Below are 20,940 nucleotides of genomic sequence, written 5' to 3'. Positions count from 1 at the left end.
GGCAAGCACTCATATGGCCATCACTCAAAACCTTAAATCTTTATGAGAATTCTTGATTTGCGTTTATTTTTTCCTGCGTAAAAACATGCATGTACCGAAGTAACACCAAGAGAACCCTATTTTCTAACAGACGGCATTCTTGGATTTTTTAGATTACAGTTGGGGCAAAATGACAGCCACGAGCGTAAATAAAACAGTGTTTCATGTCCCAGCGTCAGGGGATTGAGCTTCAGATCGGAACGAAATTTAGACCCAGGGCGGTGATCAGTTTGACGGTATCGGGCAGAGAAAGCGGGTCAAGCCGCCCCAAAAGGGAGATAATGGGTCAACGTGATAAGCCGCGTCCGACAACCCTTAACAAACTCGGAAGTCAGTGATATGGCGTGCGGCACACAGCGAAAGCGCCGCCAATTGGGAACCCTTACGTTATCATAAATCATCGGCATAGAGCAGCCTAATTAGCTTTATGCGCCGCACCCTTGGTAAATTTTTTTGCCTTTGCGGCGGGCGTAGTTTTAACGGTGCACAAAAATCATGGCGTACCTTTAAGTGCCCATTCGAAGCAGACGGTCAATGTAACTTCCCAAGAGCAACCACCCTTCTTTCAGTTCGATTTGCTGTTTGGGGCTGAGTTCACGATTGGATAACAGAGCCAGCAGCCCATTGGACACCAGTTCGCCGACCTTGCCCTTAACGTCCAGGGTAATGTCCGACACCAGATTTCCGTTCACAGGAGTTCCGGCTTTGTTTGCGCGCATCATATAGAAACGGATGATGTTTGAAAATTCGTCAATCAAGGCTTCATTGGCGCGCTTGTAAGGCGTATTTGCCTGACCGCCATCGCTCCCCCAAGACTCGCCACTGTCACTGCTTCGAGGTTTTTTTGTCGGCGCTACGATCATTTTACTGAGGCGCGTTAACAGTGCAATTTTGAAATTCAGGCTAAAACTTATCCCTTGCGCCTTAAATCCTTGTTGTTGGTAAACGTGAAATTCGGAGAATTTAGCTACAAATTCAGGAACATTACCTTTCTTATCTATCTCCGCCAAGGCTTCCAGGCATTTGATATAGGCCGGTTTCCCCCCCCCGTATTCCCGCGTCCAGAGCTCAAAGTTCAGCTTAGAAACGCCAAGTTTTAGACAGGCATCCTCCGCCGACTGGCCCTGGGCCATCAACGCATTAACGTTCCAAAGAATACATGAGATTTGATCGGGGGTTAGAGGAACATTCTGCATATCCGTATCCTAACGATTACCTTTCCGGGGTCTTAATTGTTGGGCGCAATCCAAGCGTTAAGTTAGGGGCTGTCCTACCCTTCTAGACATCGGCAATTTACTCAAAAGTTTGTCAATTGCGTTGCGCCCCTGAACTGTTAGAACCCAATCCCCCGAGGCTTCACGCACCAGCCCCCGTTTTATTGCATCGTGGGCCATTGGTAGCGGCACGTCTTGTTCCAACACGCCTGTATCTTTGCCGGCAGCCAGAAGCCAAAGTCGAATATCTTGCGGTAAATCGTTAGCGTTCATGAGCCACCGGGTGTACGTTTTGAGTTAATCTGTGCCTTCATCGAAGGCGATGGCCGGAATATCAAAACCTTGCGTGACAAAATAGGGACTTCTTCTCCAGTCTTGGGGTTTTGACCGATGCGGTCACCTTTGGAACGTATGCAAAAATTGCCGAACGAAGCGAGTTTGACATTCTCGCCTCTGACTAGGGCATCAGTAACCATGTTGAGTACACTGTCCAGATGGGCACCACAATCACTCCGCGAGAGGCCAACCTCTTTAAAAATGGCATCGCTGAGTTGAGAGCGCGTTACAGTACGACCAGACATTCGGCTAGCAACTTGTATTCTTCACGATGATATATTGAGCAGTCTTTGCTGCAGCTTGGTCCATGAGCATAAGTGAACCAATACTACCCACAACAAGCATTGGCACGCCAATCGGGCCCATGGCAAGCCCAACTTTAGCAAGCCCAAGCAATGCACATTTTGTTACCGCAACACCCTTAAGGAGAGTTAATTCTAAAATTGCCATTGTATTCCCCCAAAATATAAGTGGATATGCTACCCCCCCCCCGCGCGTCTTGCAATGGACAATATACAACTGCGGATGATTCATATCACCAGCTTGCGCCACAGAACCAACACAGCATTAAGACTCTGTTAATCTTTAGGGATTCAGGGTAACATAAATTATGTCAAAGATTGATCCCCTCCAAGCTGCGGATGTGCTTATTAAAAATAAGGGCAAGCGGAGGGCTTTTGAATATATTTTTATAAACCTAAAAAGATTCAATGAATCAGGAGAGATGTACGAGTACCATGATTGGGCCGAAATTTTGCGGGCCTATGCAAGGCTTGTGGTTCGCCATGCACCTCACCGTCATTCCGTTCACTAAAAATTCACCTGGCAGGTTTCACATGAGTGCGCCAAATATAGATTCAGACGGTTTAGGTGTGTTGATCATTGATGATTCAAGAACAATGCGCAAGATTATTATCCAGCTTCTCGCCGCGTTGAAAATTTTCAATGTTTATGAGGCCGAAAGCGGCGTAGACGCCGTAGAACAAATTACCCAAAAGGCCTACCCCAACCCAGATATCATCATTTGTGATCTTCATATGGAAAACATGGATGGGATTGAGTTTCTGAATCATCTCAGACTGCATGACATCCATATCCCGGTCATCGTTCTGACGTCAGATCATAACAGTCTAGTTCACGAGGTGGCTGCCCAGGTAGGTGCCGCAAAGATCTTGATTAAACCCGTATCACCGCAGGACCTGTTGAGCGTTATCGAGTCAACGGTCGGCTTCTCAATCTCTGCGGCCAAACCCACCAGCACGTCTTCCAAACAGTGGTCGTGAACAACGACCGCACAAGACGTTTCAGCCTCCAAACATACAGGCGCACGACATGTCCAAAATGATTCTAATTGTAGAAGATAGTGAACTGAAGCCGCACCCCGTGATGACGGCGATCCGCTATCCCGCTGATCTGGGTCTGCTCAATGAGGCGAGGGAAACACAATGAGCCGCCCTAATTCTCGTTTGACTGAGGAGCAACGACTTATCGAGCTCGCAAGGATTGCAGACAGACGTGCAGAGGTCGAAGAGTTTGTTAACATCCTAGAAGGCCGCGTCAATACCCTCAAACAAATCAGTCAGAAATTGCAAGATTTGGGAGATGAGGTTTACACGTATCACTTCCTTGAATTTCAGCGCGTGGTTTCGGAAAACCTTGCCTTTATCATTATTATCGAAGGGCGTTTGGCAACCCAGCCTCAAGGAGAGAAAGACGAGCTTCTTGAAAAATTTGACGATCTTATCGCCGCCATTTGGAGTATCGTTTTGACTGGGTCGTTAAGTTTTCTAACGACGATTTCCAACGATGAATACTTGCCGCTGGGATCTCGTGAAGTTTTCGTTCATGAACTGAGGTCCTTAAATGATGCTCGAATAAAATTGACAGACGAACGATTTAAGTCACGCTTAAACAAGAGTACATTGATTCAAGTGGATAAAGCTGAGCGCATTCTCTCAGAGGTTATTGAAAAGGCACCTAAACTACTTTTGTTTTAATGTCTCTTGGGTCAAAAACGGACCTTAGACAGTTTACAGTGTGGCTGTTGTTTTGTAGATGATTCCATCTTCTGAAACCTAGAAATATATGTTAAAGCCGATTAGATGACAGCAAACATTCAAATTGCCATTGCCCTCTGTCCGTCGTCAAAATATTTGGGCCAATCGATCATCTGATTTAACGGAGGATCTGGCTCACCTGGGTTGATGTTAAGCGGCTTGCCGCTGATGGTTCAAGCGGCGTTTCTGGATGGTCTGTTTTTTGATGCGTTTTCTCCTTTCCTTAATGGCAGTGTCGCGCCCGAAGTAGACGTCGGCGGGCGTGACGTTGCCGAGGCTTTCGTGATAGCGCTTGTGATTGTAGTGTTTGACGAAGGCGTCAATCTGATTTTCCAGATGCCCCGGCAGGTAATAGTTCTCCAGCAGGATGCGGTTTTTCAGGGTTTGATGCCAACGTTCGATTTTGCCCTGGGTTTGGGGATGGTTGGGCGCTCCCCGCACATGGTCCATTTTTCGGTCCTCCAGCCACTCGGCCAGATCGCCGGAGATATACGACGGGCCATTGTCGCTGAGCAGGCGAGGCCTGTGCACGACGTTGGCGGCGTCGCAGCCCGACGCCTTCAGCGCCAGTTCCAGCGTTGCCGTCACATCTTCAACCCGCATGTTGGTGCATAATTTCCAAGCGATGATGTACCGGGAGAAGTCATCCAGGATCGTCGACAGGTAAAACCAGCCCCAACCGATGACCTTGAAGTAGGTGAAGTCGGTCTGCCACAACTGGTTTGGCGCCGTGGTTTTGTCACGGAACTCGCTGGCCGCCTTGATCACCACGAAGGCCGGGCTGGTGATCAGGTCATGGGCCTTGAGAAGCCGGTAAACCGAGGCTTCCGAGACGAAGTAACCCTTGGTGTCGGTGAACTTGACCGCCAATTCCCGGGGGCTCAGTTCCGGCTCGTCCAGGGCCAATTCCACGACCCGACCCCTGACATCGTCTGGGATGCGGTTCCACACCCGCCCGGGGCCGCTGGTACGGTCTTCGAGGCCGACTTCACCAAAGGCCTGATAAAGGTCATACCAGCGATAGAACGTCGTGCTGGGAATGCCCAGCTTGTCCAGCGTGCGGCGCACCGGCAGGTGGGATTTCTCCACCAGCCGGATGATTTCAAGCTTTTCGGATGCGGGGTACCTCATTCTTCGTCTCCCCCATCCCCTATCATGCTTTTTTTGAGCAGGCGGTTCTCCAGCATCTGCTCGGCCAGCGCTTCTTTCAGGTCGCGCGTCTCGGCGCGCAACGCCTTACCCAATGCAGGAACCGATATGAGCGTTTCCGAGTGGTGAGCGGTACCTAATGCAGGAACACTTATAATATACCATAGGGGAGCGTAGCTGGAATGCGCGGGTGTTCTCTAAAATAGTGGGATTTAGTGATACACGTTAACCTTCTGCTCAGATGATGGGCTCAACCCAAAAATAAAGGAAAAATCACATGGAAATAGAAGGCGAATTTCAAGATGGGGCTGAATTTAAGCTTACCTCTAAACCTAGTAACCTTGCTCAGGCGACATTTATCGCCATCTGGGAAGGCCATGCCCGAATCACTCGGCGCTTAATGACTTGGGATAAATCGGGGACAAGTACGCGCGCACGAGGCGTTGGGGAAATTTTGTCAGGCCCTAAAACAAGCCCTCCAGCACTGAATTCAGGAACGGCTTATGGGTATTTTATGGGTACAAATGAAAAAAGCCGCTCAGTTGAGCAGCTAACATATTGAAAAACTTGGCGTCCCCTACGGGATTCGAACCCGTGTTGCCGCCGTGAGAGGGCGGTGTCCTAGGCCTCTAGACGAAGGGGACTTGGGGCCAAGTGAAGCGCTGGTATAGGGCTCCTTTGCGGGGCTTTCAACTGTTTTCGCAGATCTCTAACGAGACCTTGGTGATTTTGCGGGTGTCGCGGTTGAGACGCCAAGCCTGGGGGGCGGTCGCTTGCCCGGTGCGGACGGAGACGATCAGCCACACCAGTTCCGGTTCAAACGCCATGTCAAGGTCGCGCTCAGAAGGCTGGGCGGGGTGATCGGGATGGGAATGGTAGTGACCGACGATGGTCTCATCGGTGTCGCTGAGTGCGCGCATCAGATCAAAGCGCACTTGCGGATCAATTTCAAAGCTGTCGCGCCCGCTTTTCTCGTTCGGGGGCTTGTGGTGCTCGATGACTGTATTGGCACTGGCCACCACACGGGTGACGGTGACGGTCTTGTCTGGGCTGATGATCCCCGCCAGCAGACCGCAGCATTCATAAGGATACGCCCGTTCAGCCTGAGCGGTGATGTCTGCGCAGTGGCTGGGACTGATGTGGATCACGGGGTCGTCTTCACCCGGCCCAAGACCTTGCCGCTGTGCAAGTCGACGATAACAACCAGATCGGCCGTTTCCCCGTTGCGTGCGATGACCAAGATCAAACGGCCCTGTTTGGCACGTGCCGAAATGACCCGCGCGGTTTGGGGCAAGCCAAGGTCGATTTCGCCAAATGCCTGAGCAGCGGTTGACCCGGACTGCGTTGGTGTAGATTGTTTTGTATCTAAGTCCGAATCATTGTCCGACGCAGGCATTGCGTCCGCTTGGGCTCGGGGCGTATTGTCGGAGCGAAACATTTTATAGTTGGGGTTTTGCGACTTCTGGTAAAAGCCATAGATCATCAATCCCATCAGCACAGCGATGAAAAAGCTCATCACGATCACCAGACCCTTCGCCATCGCCATCATTTCAATCCGCTTCATTGTCTAAGTATGAAAAACATCATCTGTGAAACCACATACACCGTACAGGTGCCTGATAACAAGGCCGGGATGCGTTTAGATAAGCTGCTGGCCGAAGCCGCAGACGGGCTTTCGCGCGCCCGGCTTAAGGCTTTGATGGACGATGGCCGTGTTTTTGTGGGGAACTGGGCGGGGAAACGGTCACAGACGGCGCCAAAAAGGCTCGCCCTGGCGATGTATACGTCATTTGCGTGCCCCCCGCCGTTGCGGCCGAACCCATCCCCCAAGACATTGCGCTGGACGTTGTTTATGAAGATGCCGACCTGATTGTCATCAACAAACCGCCCGGTTTGGTGGTTCATCCGGCGGCGGGCAACGCGGATGGGACCCTGGTCAATGCGTTGTTGGCGCATTGCGGGGCCAGCTTGTCGGGCATTGGTGGTGTGGCACGACCGGGCATTGTGCATCGTCTCGACAAAGGCACCGGCGGCCTGATGGTCGCGGCCAAAAACGATGCCGCCCACGAAGGCCTCAGCCGTCAGTTTGCCGATCACTCCTTGGACCGCGCCTATATGGCCTTGGTGTGGGGCGTTCCGAATCCGCTTAAAGGTGAGATTGAAGGTCAAATCGGAAGGTCTCCGCAAAATCGGAAAAAAATGGCCGTACTGGAGCGGGGCGGAAAATATGCGCTGACCCGCTACAAGGTATTGAAAGCGTTTGGCACGGTGGCCTCTTTGGTCGAGTGTCGGCTGGCGACCGGGCGCACCCACCAAATTCGGGTGCACATGACGTCAATTGGCTGCCCTTTGATTGGCGATCCGGTATACGGCGGGAGCGGGCGTTCAAAGCGCAACCTATTGGATGCCGAGGCGCGCTTATGCGTCGACAAACTTGACCATCAAGCTTTGTTTGCGTATGAAATTGGGTTTTTACACCCAAAAACGCAAGAAAAATTATTTTTTAGAGCAGAAAAACCTTTATTTATCATAGAGATAGAGAGTGAATTAGAAAGAGTTTGACACGCATTATATCCCGAGTATTCTACTAAGGTATTATTGAACGCGCCCCTAAAAAGGCGTATAGTGATTACCTAGAGAGACCGAATTGGAAATGCTCTAGGGCATAGATTTGGGAGATTGATGTGATGACAACGACTGCAAAAGTGCTGCCGAAATTAGATATTTCGCCCGAGCAAAATCTCACGCGTTACTTACAAGACATCCGTAAATTCCCCATGCTGACCCTGGAACAGGAACAGCAGTTGTCTCAGGACTGGGTAAATAAGGGCGATGAAGTCGCCGCCCATCTGATGGTGACCAGCCATTTGCGTTTGGTGGCAAAAATTGCCATGGGCTATCGCGGATACGGACTACCCATCGCAGAACTGATTTCGGAAGGCAATGTCGGCATGATGCAGGCGGTCCAGCGTTTTGATCCGGAACGTGGCTTTCGCTTAGCGACCTACGCCATGTGGTGGATTCGCGCTGCGATCCAAGAATATATCCTGCATTCATGGTCTTTGGTCAAAATGGGTACGACGGCGGCACAAAAAAAGCTGTTTTTCAATTTGCGGCGTCTCAAAGGTCAAATGCAGGCCTATGAAGAAGGGGATTTGTCGCCGGAAAACGTGACAAAAATTTCGACCCGTCTGGGTGTCTCCGAAGTTGAAGTGGTCAACATGAACCGCCGCCTCAGTGGCCCGGACAGTTCGCTGAACGCGACCGTGCGCATGGATGGCGAAGAACAATGGCAAGACTGGTTGGAAGACGACACCGACAATCAAGAAGAGCAGTTGTCTGAATTCCAGGAATTGATCCGCCGTCGCAGCCTGTTGAAAGGCGCGATGAAGGGCTTGTCTACGCGGGAACGCACAATCCTCACCGAACGGCGTTTGAAAGAGACGCCGGCAACCTTGGAAAACCTTTCCAAGTCGTTTGGGATTTCACGCGAGCGGGTGCGTCAGATCGAGGTGAGGGCGTTTGAGAAGCTTCAAAAGTCTGTCAAAAACGCCATGATTGAGCAAAACATTTCCGCCTGAATTGGATCTGGTTTTGACGTACAGGGCGTTACATTCGTTGACTTAAATGCAACCCCGTTAAGAACACTAGCAAACCGCCGCCACCGAATGTGCGGCGGTTTGTTTTTAAGTTCACGTGTCAGTGTTGTGACCTAGGTTCTATGGCCCCGGTGGTGACCTGTACCTTCCACACCATGCTCCATATGCTGTTCTTGCTTTGCGGTCTTGCGCATTTCAACAATGGAAGCGACCTCAGTGCCCCATTCTTCAATGAGGTCTTTTTGTTCGCCCCGCAACTGCGCGACTTTGCGTTGCTGCAAAACGATCACGAACGAGCTGATGATGGGCGGCATGGTGAGAAATAAAAACCAACCAAAGGCCGCAGCCGAATACATCACCAGCAAATTGAAGATATCGCTGACGGTGAGGATCGCCGCATCAAAGGTATTGATGTCGGTCCACAAGGTCATAATAAAAGGAAACACGCCGATAAAATTAACCGAGCCGACGCAAAAGGTCGTGCTCTTTTGCTTGGTGCGATCAATGATCAGAGCCACCACTGTTGGCAGCATCCCAAGAAAGAGAACCACCATGGTCGGTCCGGCCAACACAACCAAGCACGTCAGCACCAGCAAGATCCAGGTCAAGTTAGAGCGACCCCGTCTGCGGAGTTCCTCTTGACCAGTGTTTTGGGCCTGTTGCCGTGCCATGTTTTTGCTCCGGCTTACATCGTTGTTGCAAAAATGATGACCGTGGTGGCGATCATCGAAAGGGTAATGGCCAGCATGGCAGTCGTTCGTTCGCCGGCTTCAAGGGCGACCTTCTTTTGATCGATGCCTTCGCCGACGATGCCTTCGATTTCCACTTCGGCATGGGCGAAAGCAATTTGTGCGGCCTCGAAATCCGAGTTGTCGACGGTGCGTCGATCGGCATTGTCAATGAGATCAAAAAGCTCTGGCAAGCTGCCTTGACGCACCAGTGCCGGAATTTCTTGTTCGATGTGTCGCCGGGTCGTGCGGCTGTGATAGGTGCCGATGGCCGGTGCCAACAATCCCCCCAACCAGCTTGATAATCCATACAAGGCAGGTATTTTCATACGCCACTGCATCAAGGCGTAGAGGCTGAGCAAGCCGATCAGAGACGTTTCTTCGTGTGGATCGCTAAGTGCCTTCAGGTGCGGCGTAACATCATATTTGAAATGTGTATCGATAAAGGCCGCAATATGTTTGTCCATGGGCCTTGAACGCTTATCGGTGTGATCGGCAATGTCATCAATTGCGGACAAGAAGTCGTCGATGTGATCAACATAAGTCTTGTTCAATAAGGGACTCTGACAGGGCAAGGTTTGGTTAAGTTCATAGAGGCAGCGTTCCATGCCGTAGCCCATTTCGTTAATCCTGGCAAAGTTGCGCAAGGAAATGAATGAGCGTTCTATCGCTGAAATTTCAACGGTTTTTTTCTCGTGCACGCCCGCCCAAAAACCAATGAGATCGCGGGCTAGAACTTCACCGGGAATTTGGAAATTGCCCTTGCGCAAATATTCAACCGCCATCGCGACGCCGAAACCGTCCGGCAAGAATGAAAAATGTTTGTAGCGAATGGGCCCGTGCGGATCCAGGCGCATGCAAACCTTAGAAACCAAAACATCATCTGCAGCATCGAGTGAGGCTTCGTGGCCCTTCGGTATGGTCATGATTTCAAGAAGAGAATCTGCAATCTCCGGGGCATCAATGCTGGTGCGCAGCCAATGTTCCAATTTGCCGCTTCTGATGATCTTGATGGCCTCAGGAACGCTTTTTGAGAACGCCTGCGCGATGGATCGGACGGTCATGTGATCGCGCGCGCCGAACTTGAATGGGGCTTTGGGTTTGGTTGCCGGACGGCGTTGAATAGGTGTTTTGCGCTGCCCGTTGAGCCATTGATCAAGGGCCTCGATGTTCCAGCGCTCAAACTCTTCATCAGCCAACAAACCGCGCACGGGTTCGATCAATGATGCCGTAATCCGTTCGTTTTCGCACATGGCTTGGTACGTGCCCTTTTCCGCTTTGGCGGAGAGCATCTCATCATCACTGAAACGTGCTGCTGGATTGTTGCCTTGAAGGACAAACAAACTCAAAATGCCCAGGGCATACATATCGTCGTAAATCATGCCGTCACCGCGTCCGGACGGCATTGCGAATGCGCGGTTCAAAGGCTCGTAAATGGCGGGTTGGTCAAATCCGGGTGGCGACGTCAGGCACTCGCCAAGCACCAGATTTTTACGTTCCTTATCCATGTAAAAGAGATTGTCGAGGCGGATGGCGCGGTGTGCGTAGCTGATGACGGCCAACTCGGAAATGGCTTGTGACAGCGGTTCAAAAATCACTTTGCTGATTTCGTATTCGGTGATCCGAGTAAATCGATCAGCGGTTGACTGAAGCATGCGCCCACCCAATGGCCGATCAAAAACGATGGCGATGGTGGTCTGGTCAATGGGTGACCAAAACAGAGGGCCGAAATCAAGCATTGGCAGCATGCCACGAATGCCTTGTGTCCGCAGTTCTTTCAGCAGACCCGTGCGGATGGGCAGACCCGGTTTGCAGATGAGAGCAAAAATGGGGCGGCCGGGTTCGCGGCGGTCTTCGGCCTTGTAGGCCAAAGCTTGTGGAGAGTTGAGGTCAGGCAGCGCCTTGGATGGATAAATGAGATAGCGATCGTTCAGCGCACACGGTGGAAACAGCGCATCATCAAGCGGCGGCAGCGGTCCGCCACGGTCCGGCTCAGGAATGCCCGTGGAAGAGGTCTTTGCAGGGGCCCCGTTCGCCGGTTTGATTTCAGGTGCTGGTGTGGCTGGAGAGGGGGATGGGGGCGCAGAAACACCATCGCTTCCCACATGGGGAAGCGATGCATCCGTCTGAGCTTCAGCCGTTTCTACGGCCTGGTTCAGGGCATCAACCATCAAGGTCCTCCAGCTCGAATTCTACGAGCATTTGAAACAGGCTGATAGGTTATCTTAAAAGGCTATAAAAAACAACGTCTTTAGACGCAGAACCTCCCGCGTTTGGCGGCGCGGGAGGTTCTGAGTTTAGGTGAACGGAGTGGCCCGTGCTCAGCAGGGCGGTGTAGATTTTAATCCGCAAAGGGATCGCGGACCAAGATCGTGTCGTCGCGTTCCGGACTGGTCGACAAAAGTGCCACCGGGGCTTCGATCAGCTCTTCAATGCGGCGCACGTATTTTACGGCCGTGGCAGGCAAATCCGCCCAGGACCGGGCACCAAAGGTGCTGTCGGACCAACCTTCCATGATTTCATAGATAGGTTCGACGTTTTCCTGATCCTTGGTCGAGGCCGGCAGGTGATCGATTCGCTTGCCGTTCAGGTTGTAGCCGACACACACTTTCAGCTCGTCCATACCGTCCAAAACGTCCAACTTCGTCAGGGCTATACCACTGATTCCATTAACTTTAACGGCTTGGCGAACGAGTACAGCGTCAAAATAGCCGCAGCGCCGCGGACGACCCGTGGTGGTGCCGAATTCGTGTCCGCGCTTGCCCAGGCCCGCGCCGACGTCGTCGAACAATTCAGTTGGGAACGGACCTGCACCGACACGGGTGGTGTAGGCTTTGGTGATGCCCAAGACGTAATCGATGGCGTTTGCGCCCATGCCTGATCCGGCGGCGGCTTGGCTGGCGACAACGTTGGACGAGGTCACAAACGGGTATGTGCCGTGGTCGATGTCGAGCATGGTGCCTTGCGCGCCTTCAAACAAAATGCGCTTGCCGGCTTTTTTGGCTTCGTCGAGAACCATCCAGGTGGTGTCCACGTAGGGCAATAATTTGGGAGCCAATTCCATCAACGCCTGAACGATATCGGCACCGATGAGTTCTGGCTGACCGAGGCCGCGCAGCAGGGCATTGTGGTGGAACAGCATTTTTTCGACTTTGGCTTTGATGAGATCTTCATCGGCCAAGTCTCCGGCGCGAATGGCGCGACGTGCGACTTTGTCTTCGTAGGCCGGACCGATGCCGCGTCCGGTGGTGCCAATTTTGGCTTTGCCCAAAGCTTCTTCACGGGCTTGGTCCAAGTTGGCGTGGAGCGGCAAAATCAACGGTGCGTTTTCCGCGACTTTCAGATTTTCGGGGCTGACTTCGACCCCTTGGCCGCGCAGATTATCGATTTCTTGCAGCAAGTTCCAGGGGTCCAGGACCACACCATTGCCGATGACCGACAAGGTGCCTTTGCGCACGATGCCCGATGGCAGGATGTGCAATTTGTAGGTGACGCCATCGATGACCAGCGTATGGCCCGCGTTGTGACCGCCTTGAAAACGCACCACCACGTTGGCGCGTTCAGACAGCCAATCGACAATTTTACCCTTGCCCTCGTCGCCCCATTGCGAGCCGACGACCACTACGTTGGCCATGATTTACCCCTCATTCCCTGTAAGTTCGTTGAGTGCACGCACTTTGCCGCCTTCAAGCAGGTGTGTGCAGTTAAGACGCCGGGCTTCGCCCTGGTCGTCGTTTGATTCGTTTGCGTTTGCATCCAAGCCGGTGATGGTGCGCCAGCCCTCTGCGCGCAGCTTGCGGGCATCCGCGGGCGGCGTGGCGAAGGGCAGATAGACGCAGCTTTGCGCCGCAGCCTGGGGCAGGGCATCCAAGACGGTGTCCATGAACAGCGTAAAGCCGGTGGCGTCTTCCAAAGCGCCAACGCCGCCCGCTTCATAGCGTCCGCCACGGCCCAATTCACCCGAAGCCCCGCGGGCAAACAGTGCGAATGTTACCCCTGTATGATACTCAAATCCGCGGTTTTCCACCGGATCGATGGTCAATTGAATGGTGTTGTTGGCGCTGAGGACGCCATGCGTGACGGCAGCCAGATGGGCGCGCAGGGCGCTCGCATCCCCGTCCAAGTCAATGGCGTTCAATTTTTTCAGTGCCGTTGCTGCGGGACCAACCGCGTCCAGCATGCCGAGCAGTGCGGCCAAGACCTTGTCGCCCAGAACGTCTGCAAAGGCCGCGACGCCCGCGCTGTCTTTGCGGTTGAGCGCAATGCGCAGATCGCGGGCTTGGGCCTCGGTGAAGGGGCAGTTTTGCACCACTTGCGCCGCCAAGGTGGGTAAGCCTAAGTCGATGCTGAGGTTTTGCACGCCAATGGATTCGAGCGCTTCGGCGGCCATCAGCACGACTTCGACGTCTGCTGCCGGGCTGGAGGGGCCAATCAGTTCTGCGCCGACTTGGCCGAATTGGCGTTCGGGGCGCAACTGAGAGCCTTTAACCCGTACCACTTGGCCTGAATACGCCAAACGCAAAGGGCGCGGTGAATTGCTGAGCCGTGAACCGGCAATGCGCGCGACCTGCAACGTCATATCGGGGCGTAACGCCAACATGCGCTGGCTGACCGGGTCCTGAACGCGAAAAGTCTGTTCCGCCATGGCCAAGCCGGAGCCATAGAGCAAATTTTCTTCAAATTCCATCAACGGCGGTTTGACGCGGCCATAGCCCCAGGCGTCAAAATGCGCAACCAAACGCCCTGCTGCATCTGCTTCGCGGGCAGCTTCGGGCGGCAGACCATCCTGCATGCCTGCGGGGAGCAGGGCCTTTTCGGTATTTTGGCTCATGGAACTTTGGCGCTTCAATTCACGTGTTAAAGGTTCAGAGACGACTCCGTAGGGAACTACACCGAACCAACCGCTCGCTGTGTAGCCGAAAACGATCATTTGGGCAAGTGCGGCCCGCTTCTGAGCCCCGCTAACCTGACGTTAACCATGAGGCCTTATGGTTCTCTATTCAACACACATTGCGCCATCCCCATAAGGATAAACGAAGGTTAAGACCGATGAACAATGAAACCGCTACAGCAGATTTGCAGGCGCAAAGCAGGCTTAACGGTGTCGTAACGGTAACCTTGTACGCCTTCGGCATTGGCGCGGGTGCCCTGATCGGCCTGATGGGCTTGCTGTTGGCGGCTTAATTTATTCGCTTTTATGCCTTTTTCCCTACTCAAAGTGCACTGTCAACGCCTGGAGTTTTGCCGGCCATGTGCCTTTGTCGAAGGTTTGACCGTCTTGCATAATCACATAACTGCGCTTTTTGTAGTGGGGTAAGACGCGAGTGAGCGCCTTCAGGCCGTCCGCATCTAAGGCTTCCGCCACCAACAAAGTGCGGCCAGCACCATCGCGTGCCGTCCACGCGCGGGCGTCGCCTTGTGCCGCAATCCGTTCGGGAACGGCTGGCAAGTGGTGTTGTGCCAAATAGGTTCGCACGGGGGCCTGAAGGCCAACGATGAGGACGGTTTTGTCGCCATCTCCTGGGTCGGCTGGTTGAAGCAGACTTTGCGCCAATTCAGTGCCCAGTTCTTGAACCACGCCGTCGCCCAGCACCACCACTTGGGCGGTTGGGTCCAAGGTGATGTCGCGCAAGATGGGGGGCATATCGGCGGCGTTGAGGCGCAAAAACACGTCCGTGTCCGGGTCAACGCGCACCGCCGTCGCCTTGGCCGAAGTCGCAAACGAAAAGGTCTGGCTTTTGGTGACAAGGTTCACAACGTGGCGCTGAATGCCCTGCGGCGTTTCAATGTCGATGGGGATGTTTAACGGATACGCCAGGCCATCCTGGATTTGCTTAAGGGTGAAACGCACGCCGTCTGTGTTGGTGGCGTCGCTGAGGGTGAGTTCCGGCGCGCCGGACCGCTCGATCCAGGCGCTGAAAAATGCCGAGAGGTTTTGTTGGGTTTCGGCTTCAAACGCCGCCTTAATGTCAGCCCAACCCGCGACTTTGCGGGTGTTGTCCCGATTGAATCGTTGCAAGGCCTTGTTGAAGACGTTTTCGCCCCACTGGGTTTTCAGCATGTGAAAGACAAACGCGGCCTTGCCGTAGCCCACCACTTGGGATGCGTCATGGGTCTTGGAGCGAAAAGCGCTGAGGGCCTGATCGCTCTCACGCGGCAATGCAGCGTAATTTCGCAGCCATTCCTGGCGCATCTCTTGGGCCGCACCGGGGCGCAGCTTTTCAGCCATGGCGTGGTCGGCCTGATAGGTGGTCAGACCTTCCGCCCAGTTGCCCTTTTGGTAATCGACCTCCACGGCGTTGCCCCACCAATTGTGCAAAATTTCATGGGGCAATGAGGTTGTGCGGATAAACGGCAAGGCCAGCACGCGGCGCCCCATATAGGTCATGCCGGGCAAGCCCCAACCCACCGGGTGGGTGGCGGACAGAATGAAAAATCCAGGGTAGGGATAGGGCCCGACTGTGGCCGCGTAGCCGTCGATATAGCCAGCCGTGTCGTTCAGGTAATCATTGGCAAGGGCCGCCAGCTCTGCATGGAAATAGGTCCGCAGGCGCACCCCGTTCGCCATCAACTCGTGCACGTGATACGGCCCCGTGATCAGGATCGGTGAGGCCGATGGGGTGAGGCTTTCAAACTGGGCGGTGTAGCCCCCATCCGTCTCCGTCTCATCGACCAAGCGCCCCGGTACGACGAACTTTTGACCGTTGGGCACTGAGCCTTTAATCCCCCAGGTGGCGAGGCGATCATCGGGTTGGGCCAGCCAGTCAGGGTCGATAAAGCCGCCCTCATCATCCAACGACGGCAGCTCTCGGCTGGCGTAGCTGAGCTCTACGGTATGGGGGCCCTTTAAGCGCAAGGATAGGCGGTCCTGCGTTCGGCTGAAGGAAACCGCTGTGCCGTCCACTTTGGCGCTGCTCACCTTGAACGTGGACGAGAGGCGAAAATGCGTTAGGCCCTGGGCGGTCAAGGTGAGGGTGTCAACGACGTCAATCTGGTTTTGAGCGGGATCAATTCGGACCGTCGCGATGTGATGAACAGGCGCTACGTCGGCTAGGGCCTCAACAGCCCAGGTCGATCCCGTTAAGACGAGTATGTTTAAGAGGAAAGCCCATAACCGCATCATTTGGGTCCGGGTGTTTTGGGCTCTTCGAGACCGGCTGGAAAACGAGCGATGAGTTCAAGGGTGTCTTTGCCGCGCTTGACGCTTAACGGCAGCCAGGTTCCGGGACTCATGGATTTGATGATGGACACCAAGGTGCTGGCTTGCGTCAGTTTTGTTCCGGCCGCCTGCACAATGATGTCGTTTTGTTTGAGGCCTGCCGCTTCGCCGATGGAGTCCTTGATCACTTCGTCAACCCGCACGCCTGTCTCAGAGGCTTCGATCATCACACCCAGTTTGGGTTTTTCAGCTCCCATCATGGCGTCTGTGAAGGCAACGCCGAACACCGCATCGGCGACCGGGATGCCATTCGGGCTGACCAGTTCGGAACAGGGACGAGACTGATCCCAAGGGGAGAGAACGCCGACATCTTTGTGGCCTAAGTCTTTCAGCTGGGCTGGAATGCCGAGAAAATGATCCATATGGCCGCGTCCGATGATGGCGACGATGCGCGCGTCCTGTCCCGCCCGGCGGGCATCTTTTAAGGCCGTATCAGCCGCCTCGGCCATGGCGCGGTCCCAGGTCAGCTGGACATCGACAAAATTGGAAAACATCGGATCGGTCAGGTCAGGACCTTTGGGGTCGCCGTTTTTCTTGCCTTCACGGTTGTCGTGTTGACCGTAAACGTCGCTCAGCATTTTGAGATATTCAGGCGTGGCGGGGGCTGGATCGCCAATGCCGCGCCGGTCATCGGAGGGTATGTTTTTCCAGCCTTTGAGTGACACTTCGCGGGTTAACGCGCGATCGACGTTCAGCGCCACCATGGCCACACGGTTGAGGCGGGCAAAGTGGAACAGGGGCATGTATTGGCTGGCGTCGAATTTCCACACTGTTTCCCAATCGCTGGCTTTGAGAAATTCTTGCTCGCTGAGGTCTCCGGCCACCCATTGGTCTAGGGCGCTTTGGACCCGGCGGGGAAAGGCTTCAAAGCCCAAAATCATGTTGGGGCGCTGAGCATAAAGCTGGGCGATGGTTTGCGCCTGCCAGCGGTGGTGGTCGGCGATAACATGGGTTTCCCCCAACAAGACAATGTCTTTGTCTTGCATGCGCTTGATGATTTGATCGTTGCCCAGGGTTTGCTGGGTGGCCGGGTCGTACCATGTCCCTGCTGGCACACAGGCGGTGTCGCTCAGTTTACGCTCTGTTTCAGAGGACGAAAGTTCCGGGCTGGCCTGTGCAATGCATCCGGCAACCATGAGGCTTATCGCAAAGAGGGGAATCATTTGTGGTGTCATGGGAGGAGTGTAGCCAAAAAAATGTGTTGGAAATACGACGAATTTTTCCGGTCTATTCGGTCCCGACCCTATTGTTTGTCCCGGGATCAATAGTTAGGGTCGCTGAGGGGCCTTTAAGGAGATCGTCTGTTTTGAGCAAATATGGAGCCATCGCCGCAGGGGACAGGGAGACCACCCGCGCGGCGGCGGAAATTTTGAAAGCGGGCGGCAATGCGTTTGATGCTGCGTTGGCGGGGTTGTTTGCCTCAACCGTTGCCGAGCCAGTGCTGTCCAGTTTGGGCGGCGGCGGGTTTTTGTTGGCGTCTTCGGCCAAAACGACGGCGCCTGTGCTATATGATTTTTTTGCCCACACCCCTCGCCGCAAATGCGATGAAGTTGATTTTCAGCCCATAGATGCCGATTTCGGCACGGTGACCCAAGAATTTCACATCGGCGTGGGTTCCATCGCCACACCGGGCATCGTCAAAGGGGCATTCGACGTTCACCGCGAACTGGGCCGCATGCCCATGCGTGAAATCCTTCAGCCCGCCATCGACTTGGCCCGGTCTGGCTTTAAGCTGTCGGCGTTGCAGGCCTCTGTTTTTGATATTGTTGCCCCGATTTATAAGTCTACGCCTGCGTGTCGGGCCCAATACGCCAGCCCATCCCATCCCGGTCAGCTGATTCGCGCGGGCGAAGTGATGAAGGTCCCCGCCAAAGCCGATTTCCTGGAAGCCTTGGCCAGCGAAGGCGACGATTTGTTTTATCGGGGCGAAGTCGCGGCCCAAGTGGCAAGAGATTGTGAAGACTTGGGCGGACATTTGCGCCGCACCGATTTTGAAAACTACGCCGTCATCAAACGCGCCCCCTTGAGAGTGGACTTTGAAGGGGCACGGATTTTCACCAATCCGCCGCCCTCGGTGGGCGGCACGTTGATTGCTTTTGCCTTAAAGCTGATTGCCGACACCGGGTTGGGGCAATTGGACTTTGGTTCGTTCACACATCTGGACCGTTTGGCTCAGGTGATGGCCTTGAGCAATCAGGCGCGGGTTGAAAGCGGCCTCAATGAACATCCTGAACAGGGCTCAAAGTCCGTTCTGGAACCGGAATTCGTCGCCCGCTACCGGACTGAAATTTTGGGCCGCCCAGCCTCGCATCGGGGCACCACCCACATCAGCGTCATCGACAAAGACGCCAATGCCGTTTCCATGACGGTTTCCAACGGCGAAGGCTCAGGCTACGTCATACCGGGCACGGGCATCGTGCTGAACAACATGCTGGGCGAAGAAGATATCAACCCGAAGGGCTTTCATCAGTGGCCTGTTGACACGCGGATGTCGTCGATGATGGCGCCAAGTCTGATTTTGCGCTCTGATGGTTTGATCACGGCACTGGGATCTGGCGGTTCTAACCGCATCCGCACAGCGGTGTTGCAGGTGATTTTGAACCTGCTGTCGTTTGGGGCGCATATTGAAGAAGCCGTAGAACTGCCGCGCATCCACTATGAGCGCGGTTTGCTGAATGTCGAAGCGGGCTTTGATGAAGGCGTGCGAGAGCAACTCATCAAAGCGTTTGATGAATGTAAGGTGTGGGGTGAGCTGAATCTGTTTTTTGGCGGCGTGCATGCCGTGGAATACAACGGCCGCACAGGTGCGTTGTCCGGCGGGGGCGATCCTCGTCGGGGTGGCGTGGCGGTGGTCGTGTAGGTTCCGGCCCTAATGGTTCTCGTCGGTTGTCATCAGTGCCCGGCGCAGTTCCAAGTAGCGAATCGTCGCATCGGCTTGGTTCATGCACTCCGACAAACAATGACACGGCACACCATCGTCGCAGGCCTCACGATCTTTGCGCGTCGCCAGTCCGTGCGCGGAACAAATGGATTTTGCGAACGTGCCCCTGAGGGAACGTGCTTCAACACGAGGGGCCTGCGGGCGCGCAGGGATGGGAGCCGCATCAGCGGGCGTGTTAAAAACCCCATCACGATTTTCGTTTGGGGAATGGTTTGGCCCTTGAGGCTCGGCCAGTGGGGCCGGTTTTGCCATGATTCTTGGTCCTTCTCCGCCTCTGATTCGGATTTCTTCCAGAGGCAACTGCGAATCAATTTTTACCTGCGAGCATTGATTTTGTTGTATAAATCAAATTACAGGCGAACGAAAGAGCACTCAAAAGACAACCTTGTATATCAACAGTGTTGTGAATAAACATCAAAAATTGGTTAACTGTTTTGAGGCATACTGCCCTTTCTGACAAAATTGTAGACGCACGTATGTCCCATAAGGAGAAAAAGCGTGGTCGATACGCTGAGAGAAATTCGATTGCTGTCCGAACTTGATGACGGAGAAATCGCCGTCGTTGAGAAAAATTGCAGATGGAAAACATACGGCGCGAGTGAGCAGATTATTGATCAGCACTCCGATAGCAACGACATCTTTTTTGTCGTATCGGGACGCGTTCGAGTGGTGAATTATTCCCTTTTGGGTCGGGAAATCACCTTTGATGATTTGGAACCGGGCGGGCACTTTGGCGAGCTTGCCGCAATCGATGGCTTGCCGCGCTCCGCCAGCGTGATGGCCCTGGAGGAAGCGCGCATCGCTTCGTTGCCGTCCGATCAGTTTCAGCGCATGATTTTGAGCCATCCAAAAATTGCGTTGAAGTTGATGAAGCACCTGGCCTACTTGGTGCGCACGTCAACTCTACGCATTATGGATTTGTCGACCTTGGGGGCCAACAACCGGGTTCATGCGGATTTGTTGAGCTTGGCGCGCAAAGTGACGAAAGATGATATGACCGCCGTCATTCAGCCCATTCCGGTTCATTCAGACGTCGCCTCGCGGGTCAGCACCACCCGCGAGACCGTGGCGCGAGTGATGAGTGATTTGGCGCGAAAAGGTATTGTCGAACGCCAGAAGGACGCCTTGGTGGTCAAAGATTTAGAGCGCCTTGAGGATATGGTCGAGGACGTGCGCGGTGAATAACGCGCTTCGAACATCGGGGTGCAACAAAAAGGCCGGGAGTTTCTCCCGGCCTTTTTGTTGAGTTTAGGGGGGGCCGGAGCCTAATTAAGATCTTCAGGCTTGGGCCGAATGGCTTTGAGGAAGTTCGCGACCTCTGTGCTGAGACTATCGGATTGTTTGCTGAGGTCTTGCGCCGCCGTTCGGATGTCGGTGGCGGCAACCCCGGTGTCCTCGGCGGCCTGATTGACTTCGCGAATAGACGAAGACACTTCAGCCGTGCCGCTGGACGCATGTTCAACGTTGCGCGCGATTTCTTGTGTGGCTGCGCCTTGTTCTTCGACGGCTGAGGCAATGGTCGAAGCGATTTCGCTTATTCGGGTGATGGTCGTGCCAATGGTTTTAATGGCGCTAACGGCGTCTTGAGTTGCGCCTTGGATCGCGCCGACTTGTGCTGAGATTTCTTCCGTCGCCTTTGCGGTTTGATTGGCGAGGTT

General features: G+C 54.0%; 20 protein-coding genes, 1 tRNA gene and 2 pseudogenes. 8 read left to right on the top strand and 15 right to left on the bottom strand.

The window, feature by feature from the left end:
• Positions 1 to 545 precede the first annotated feature (545 nt).
• The 3 genes from BEN30_RS05295 to BEN30_RS05285 form a co-directional block, all read right to left on the bottom strand.
• Entirely contained in the window at positions 546 to 1,235 is a 690-nt protein-coding gene (locus tag BEN30_RS05295) for a hypothetical protein (RefSeq protein ID WP_139134868.1), read from the bottom strand.
• A gap of 287 nt (positions 1,236 to 1,522) precedes the next feature.
• On the bottom strand, positions 1,523 to 1,834 hold the full coding sequence (locus tag BEN30_RS17860) for an integration host factor subunit alpha (RefSeq protein ID WP_084005067.1): 312 nt from the start codon (positions 1,832 to 1,834) through the stop codon (positions 1,523 to 1,525).
• A gap of 4 nt (positions 1,835 to 1,838) precedes the next feature.
• A complete protein-coding gene (locus BEN30_RS05285) occupies positions 1,839 to 2,039 on the bottom strand; it encodes a hypothetical protein (protein ID WP_069957306.1) in 201 nt (66 codons plus the stop codon).
• A 335-nt stretch (positions 2,040 to 2,374) separates the two neighbouring features.
• Here BEN30_RS05285 and BEN30_RS05280 point away from each other — a divergent pair, with 335 nt between their 5' ends.
• Together BEN30_RS05280 and BEN30_RS05275 are read left to right on the top strand one after the other, a co-directional pair.
• Positions 2,375 to 2,872 (top strand): response regulator, encoded by a 498-nt coding sequence (locus BEN30_RS05280; RefSeq protein WP_170826966.1) that lies wholly within the window; start codon positions 2,375 to 2,377, stop codon positions 2,870 to 2,872.
• A gap of 162 nt (positions 2,873 to 3,034) precedes the next feature.
• A complete protein-coding gene (locus BEN30_RS05275; protein WP_069957304.1) occupies positions 3,035 to 3,586 on the top strand; it encodes a hypothetical protein in 552 nt (183 codons plus the stop codon).
• Positions 3,587 to 3,796: 210 nt separating this feature from the next.
• Here BEN30_RS05275 and BEN30_RS05270 read toward each other — a convergent pair.
• A pseudogene (locus BEN30_RS05270) lies at positions 3,797 to 4,884 on the bottom strand (IS3 family transposase); the annotation flags it as partial.
• 188 nt (positions 4,885 to 5,072) lie between these two features.
• Here BEN30_RS05270 and BEN30_RS18275 point away from each other — a divergent pair.
• Positions 5,073 to 5,357 (top strand): hypothetical protein, encoded by a 285-nt coding sequence (locus BEN30_RS18275; protein ID WP_139134867.1) that lies wholly within the window; start codon positions 5,073 to 5,075, stop codon positions 5,355 to 5,357.
• Positions 5,358 to 5,363: 6 nt separating this feature from the next.
• Here BEN30_RS18275 and BEN30_RS05265 read toward each other — a convergent pair.
• From BEN30_RS05265 to BEN30_RS18570, 3 genes are all read right to left on the bottom strand, one after another.
• Positions 5,364 to 5,439: transfer RNA gene (locus BEN30_RS05265), tRNA-Glu, on the bottom strand.
• A gap of 45 nt (positions 5,440 to 5,484) precedes the next feature.
• Positions 5,485 to 5,943, bottom strand: coding sequence for a Mov34/MPN/PAD-1 family protein (locus tag BEN30_RS05260; RefSeq protein WP_069957302.1), 459 nt, complete (start codon positions 5,941 to 5,943; stop codon positions 5,485 to 5,487).
• Positions 5,940 to 6,359, bottom strand: coding sequence for a hypothetical protein (locus BEN30_RS18570; RefSeq protein ID WP_069957301.1), 420 nt, complete (start codon positions 6,357 to 6,359; stop codon positions 5,940 to 5,942). The genes BEN30_RS05260 and BEN30_RS18570 overlap by 4 nt, the downstream gene beginning before the upstream one ends.
• A 230-nt stretch (positions 6,360 to 6,589) precedes the next feature.
• Between BEN30_RS18570 and BEN30_RS05250 the strand changes: the two genes are divergently transcribed.
• Both BEN30_RS05250 and rpoH read left to right on the top strand, forming a co-directional pair.
• Positions 6,590 to 7,357 carry an RluA family pseudouridine synthase gene (locus BEN30_RS05250; RefSeq protein ID WP_069957300.1) on the top strand — a complete coding sequence of 256 codons (768 nt, stop codon included), beginning with the start codon at positions 6,590 to 6,592 and terminating at the stop codon, positions 7,355 to 7,357.
• A gap of 125 nt (positions 7,358 to 7,482) precedes the next feature.
• A complete protein-coding gene (rpoH, locus tag BEN30_RS05245; protein WP_069957299.1) occupies positions 7,483 to 8,376 on the top strand; it encodes an RNA polymerase sigma factor RpoH in 894 nt (297 codons plus the stop codon).
• A 131-nt stretch (positions 8,377 to 8,507) separates the two neighbouring features.
• On the opposite strand, the gene BEN30_RS05240 is transcribed toward rpoH, so the two are convergent.
• The 4 genes from BEN30_RS05240 to BEN30_RS05225 form a co-directional block, all read right to left on the bottom strand.
• On the bottom strand, positions 8,508 to 9,065 hold the full coding sequence (locus BEN30_RS05240; protein WP_069957298.1) for a hypothetical protein: 558 nt from the start codon (positions 9,063 to 9,065) through the stop codon (positions 8,508 to 8,510).
• A 14-nt stretch (positions 9,066 to 9,079) separates the two neighbouring features.
• Complete coding sequence (locus BEN30_RS05235; protein WP_069957297.1) at positions 9,080 to 11,293, bottom strand: hypothetical protein; 2,214 nt, start codon at positions 11,291 to 11,293, stop codon at positions 9,080 to 9,082.
• A gap of 170 nt (positions 11,294 to 11,463) precedes the next feature.
• Complete coding sequence (locus tag BEN30_RS05230; protein ID WP_069957296.1) at positions 11,464 to 12,756, bottom strand: adenylosuccinate synthase; 1,293 nt, start codon at positions 12,754 to 12,756, stop codon at positions 11,464 to 11,466.
• A gap of 3 nt (positions 12,757 to 12,759) precedes the next feature.
• Positions 12,760 to 13,953 carry an ATP phosphoribosyltransferase regulatory subunit gene (locus tag BEN30_RS05225; RefSeq protein WP_069957295.1) on the bottom strand — a complete coding sequence of 398 codons (1,194 nt, stop codon included), beginning with the start codon at positions 13,951 to 13,953 and terminating at the stop codon, positions 12,760 to 12,762.
• A 218-nt stretch (positions 13,954 to 14,171) separates the two neighbouring features.
• On the opposite strand from BEN30_RS05225, the gene BEN30_RS19090 reads away from it, so the two are divergent.
• On the top strand, positions 14,172 to 14,306 hold the full coding sequence (locus BEN30_RS19090) for a hypothetical protein (RefSeq protein ID WP_281201824.1): 135 nt from the start codon (positions 14,172 to 14,174) through the stop codon (positions 14,304 to 14,306).
• Positions 14,307 to 14,331: 25 nt separating this feature from the next.
• On the opposite strand, the gene BEN30_RS05220 is transcribed toward BEN30_RS19090, so the two are convergent.
• Both BEN30_RS05220 and BEN30_RS05215 read right to left on the bottom strand, forming a co-directional pair.
• Positions 14,332 to 16,245 (bottom strand): M1 family metallopeptidase, encoded by a 1,914-nt coding sequence (locus BEN30_RS05220; protein WP_084005063.1) that lies wholly within the window; start codon positions 16,243 to 16,245, stop codon positions 14,332 to 14,334.
• A complete protein-coding gene (locus BEN30_RS05215) occupies positions 16,242 to 17,477 on the bottom strand; it encodes a ChaN family lipoprotein (RefSeq protein WP_170826965.1) in 1,236 nt (411 codons plus the stop codon). The genes BEN30_RS05220 and BEN30_RS05215 overlap by 4 nt, the downstream gene beginning before the upstream one ends.
• A gap of 170 nt (positions 17,478 to 17,647) precedes the next feature.
• On the opposite strand from BEN30_RS05215, the gene ggt reads away from it, so the two are divergent.
• Positions 17,648 to 19,201 (top strand): gamma-glutamyltransferase, encoded by a 1,554-nt coding sequence (gene ggt, locus BEN30_RS05210; RefSeq protein WP_069957293.1) that lies wholly within the window; start codon positions 17,648 to 17,650, stop codon positions 19,199 to 19,201.
• Between the two features lie 9 nt (positions 19,202 to 19,210).
• On the opposite strand, the gene BEN30_RS05205 is transcribed toward ggt, so the two are convergent.
• Positions 19,211 to 19,534, bottom strand: coding sequence for a hypothetical protein (locus BEN30_RS05205; RefSeq protein ID WP_069957292.1), 324 nt, complete (start codon positions 19,532 to 19,534; stop codon positions 19,211 to 19,213).
• A gap of 246 nt (positions 19,535 to 19,780) precedes the next feature.
• Here BEN30_RS05205 and BEN30_RS05200 point away from each other — a divergent pair, with 246 nt between their 5' ends.
• Complete coding sequence (locus BEN30_RS05200) at positions 19,781 to 20,467, top strand: Crp/Fnr family transcriptional regulator (protein WP_245648993.1); 687 nt, start codon at positions 19,781 to 19,783, stop codon at positions 20,465 to 20,467.
• An 80-nt stretch (positions 20,468 to 20,547) separates the two neighbouring features.
• On the opposite strand, the pseudogene BEN30_RS18565 reads toward BEN30_RS05200, so the two are convergent.
• Positions 20,548 to 20,940, bottom strand: a pseudogene (locus BEN30_RS18565) (hypothetical protein); the annotation flags it as partial.

Origin of the sequence: Magnetovibrio blakemorei, assembly GCF_001746755.1 — a bacterium.
Classification (GTDB): domain Bacteria; phylum Pseudomonadota; class Alphaproteobacteria; order Rhodospirillales; family Magnetovibrionaceae; genus Magnetovibrio; species Magnetovibrio blakemorei.
Note: the sequence above shows the minus strand (reverse complement) of the source record. Positions and strands in the feature narration are given on the sequence as shown.

What these genes read in the sequence shown, in the direction of transcription:
- BEN30_RS05295 (WP_139134868.1), bottom strand. Translation starts at nt 1,235, where the DNA reads ATGCAGAATGTTCCTCTAACCCCCGATCAAATCTCATGTATTCTTTGG.
- BEN30_RS17860 (WP_084005067.1), bottom strand. Translation starts at nt 1,834, where the DNA reads ATGTCTGGTCGTACTGTAACGCGCTCTCAACTCAGCGATGCCATTTTT.
- BEN30_RS05285 (WP_069957306.1), bottom strand. Translation starts at nt 2,039, where the DNA reads ATGGCAATTTTAGAATTAACTCTCCTTAAGGGTGTTGCGGTAACAAAA.
- BEN30_RS05280 (WP_170826966.1), top strand. Translation starts at nt 2,375, where the DNA reads ATGCACCTCACCGTCATTCCGTTCACTAAAAATTCACCTGGCAGGTTT.
- BEN30_RS05275 (WP_069957304.1), top strand. Translation starts at nt 3,035, where the DNA reads ATGAGCCGCCCTAATTCTCGTTTGACTGAGGAGCAACGACTTATCGAG.
- BEN30_RS18275 (WP_139134867.1), top strand. Translation starts at nt 5,073, where the DNA reads ATGGAAATAGAAGGCGAATTTCAAGATGGGGCTGAATTTAAGCTTACC.
- BEN30_RS18570 (WP_069957301.1), bottom strand. Translation starts at nt 6,359, where the DNA reads ATGAAGCGGATTGAAATGATGGCGATGGCGAAGGGTCTGGTGATCGTG.
- rpoH (WP_069957299.1), top strand. Translation starts at nt 7,483, where the DNA reads ATGACAACGACTGCAAAAGTGCTGCCGAAATTAGATATTTCGCCCGAG.
- BEN30_RS05240 (WP_069957298.1), bottom strand. Translation starts at nt 9,065, where the DNA reads ATGGCACGGCAACAGGCCCAAAACACTGGTCAAGAGGAACTCCGCAGA.
- BEN30_RS05235 (WP_069957297.1), bottom strand. Translation starts at nt 11,293, where the DNA reads ATGGTTGATGCCCTGAACCAGGCCGTAGAAACGGCTGAAGCTCAGACG.
- BEN30_RS05230 (WP_069957296.1), bottom strand. Translation starts at nt 12,756, where the DNA reads ATGGCCAACGTAGTGGTCGTCGGCTCGCAATGGGGCGACGAGGGCAAG.
- BEN30_RS05225 (WP_069957295.1), bottom strand. Translation starts at nt 13,953, where the DNA reads ATGAGCCAAAATACCGAAAAGGCCCTGCTCCCCGCAGGCATGCAGGAT.
- BEN30_RS19090 (WP_281201824.1), top strand. Translation starts at nt 14,172, where the DNA reads ATGAACAATGAAACCGCTACAGCAGATTTGCAGGCGCAAAGCAGGCTT.
- BEN30_RS05220 (WP_084005063.1), bottom strand. Translation starts at nt 16,245, where the DNA reads ATGATGCGGTTATGGGCTTTCCTCTTAAACATACTCGTCTTAACGGGA.
- BEN30_RS05215 (WP_170826965.1), bottom strand. Translation starts at nt 17,477, where the DNA reads ATGGTTGCCGGATGCATTGCACAGGCCAGCCCGGAACTTTCGTCCTCT.
- BEN30_RS05205 (WP_069957292.1), bottom strand. Translation starts at nt 19,534, where the DNA reads ATGGCAAAACCGGCCCCACTGGCCGAGCCTCAAGGGCCAAACCATTCC.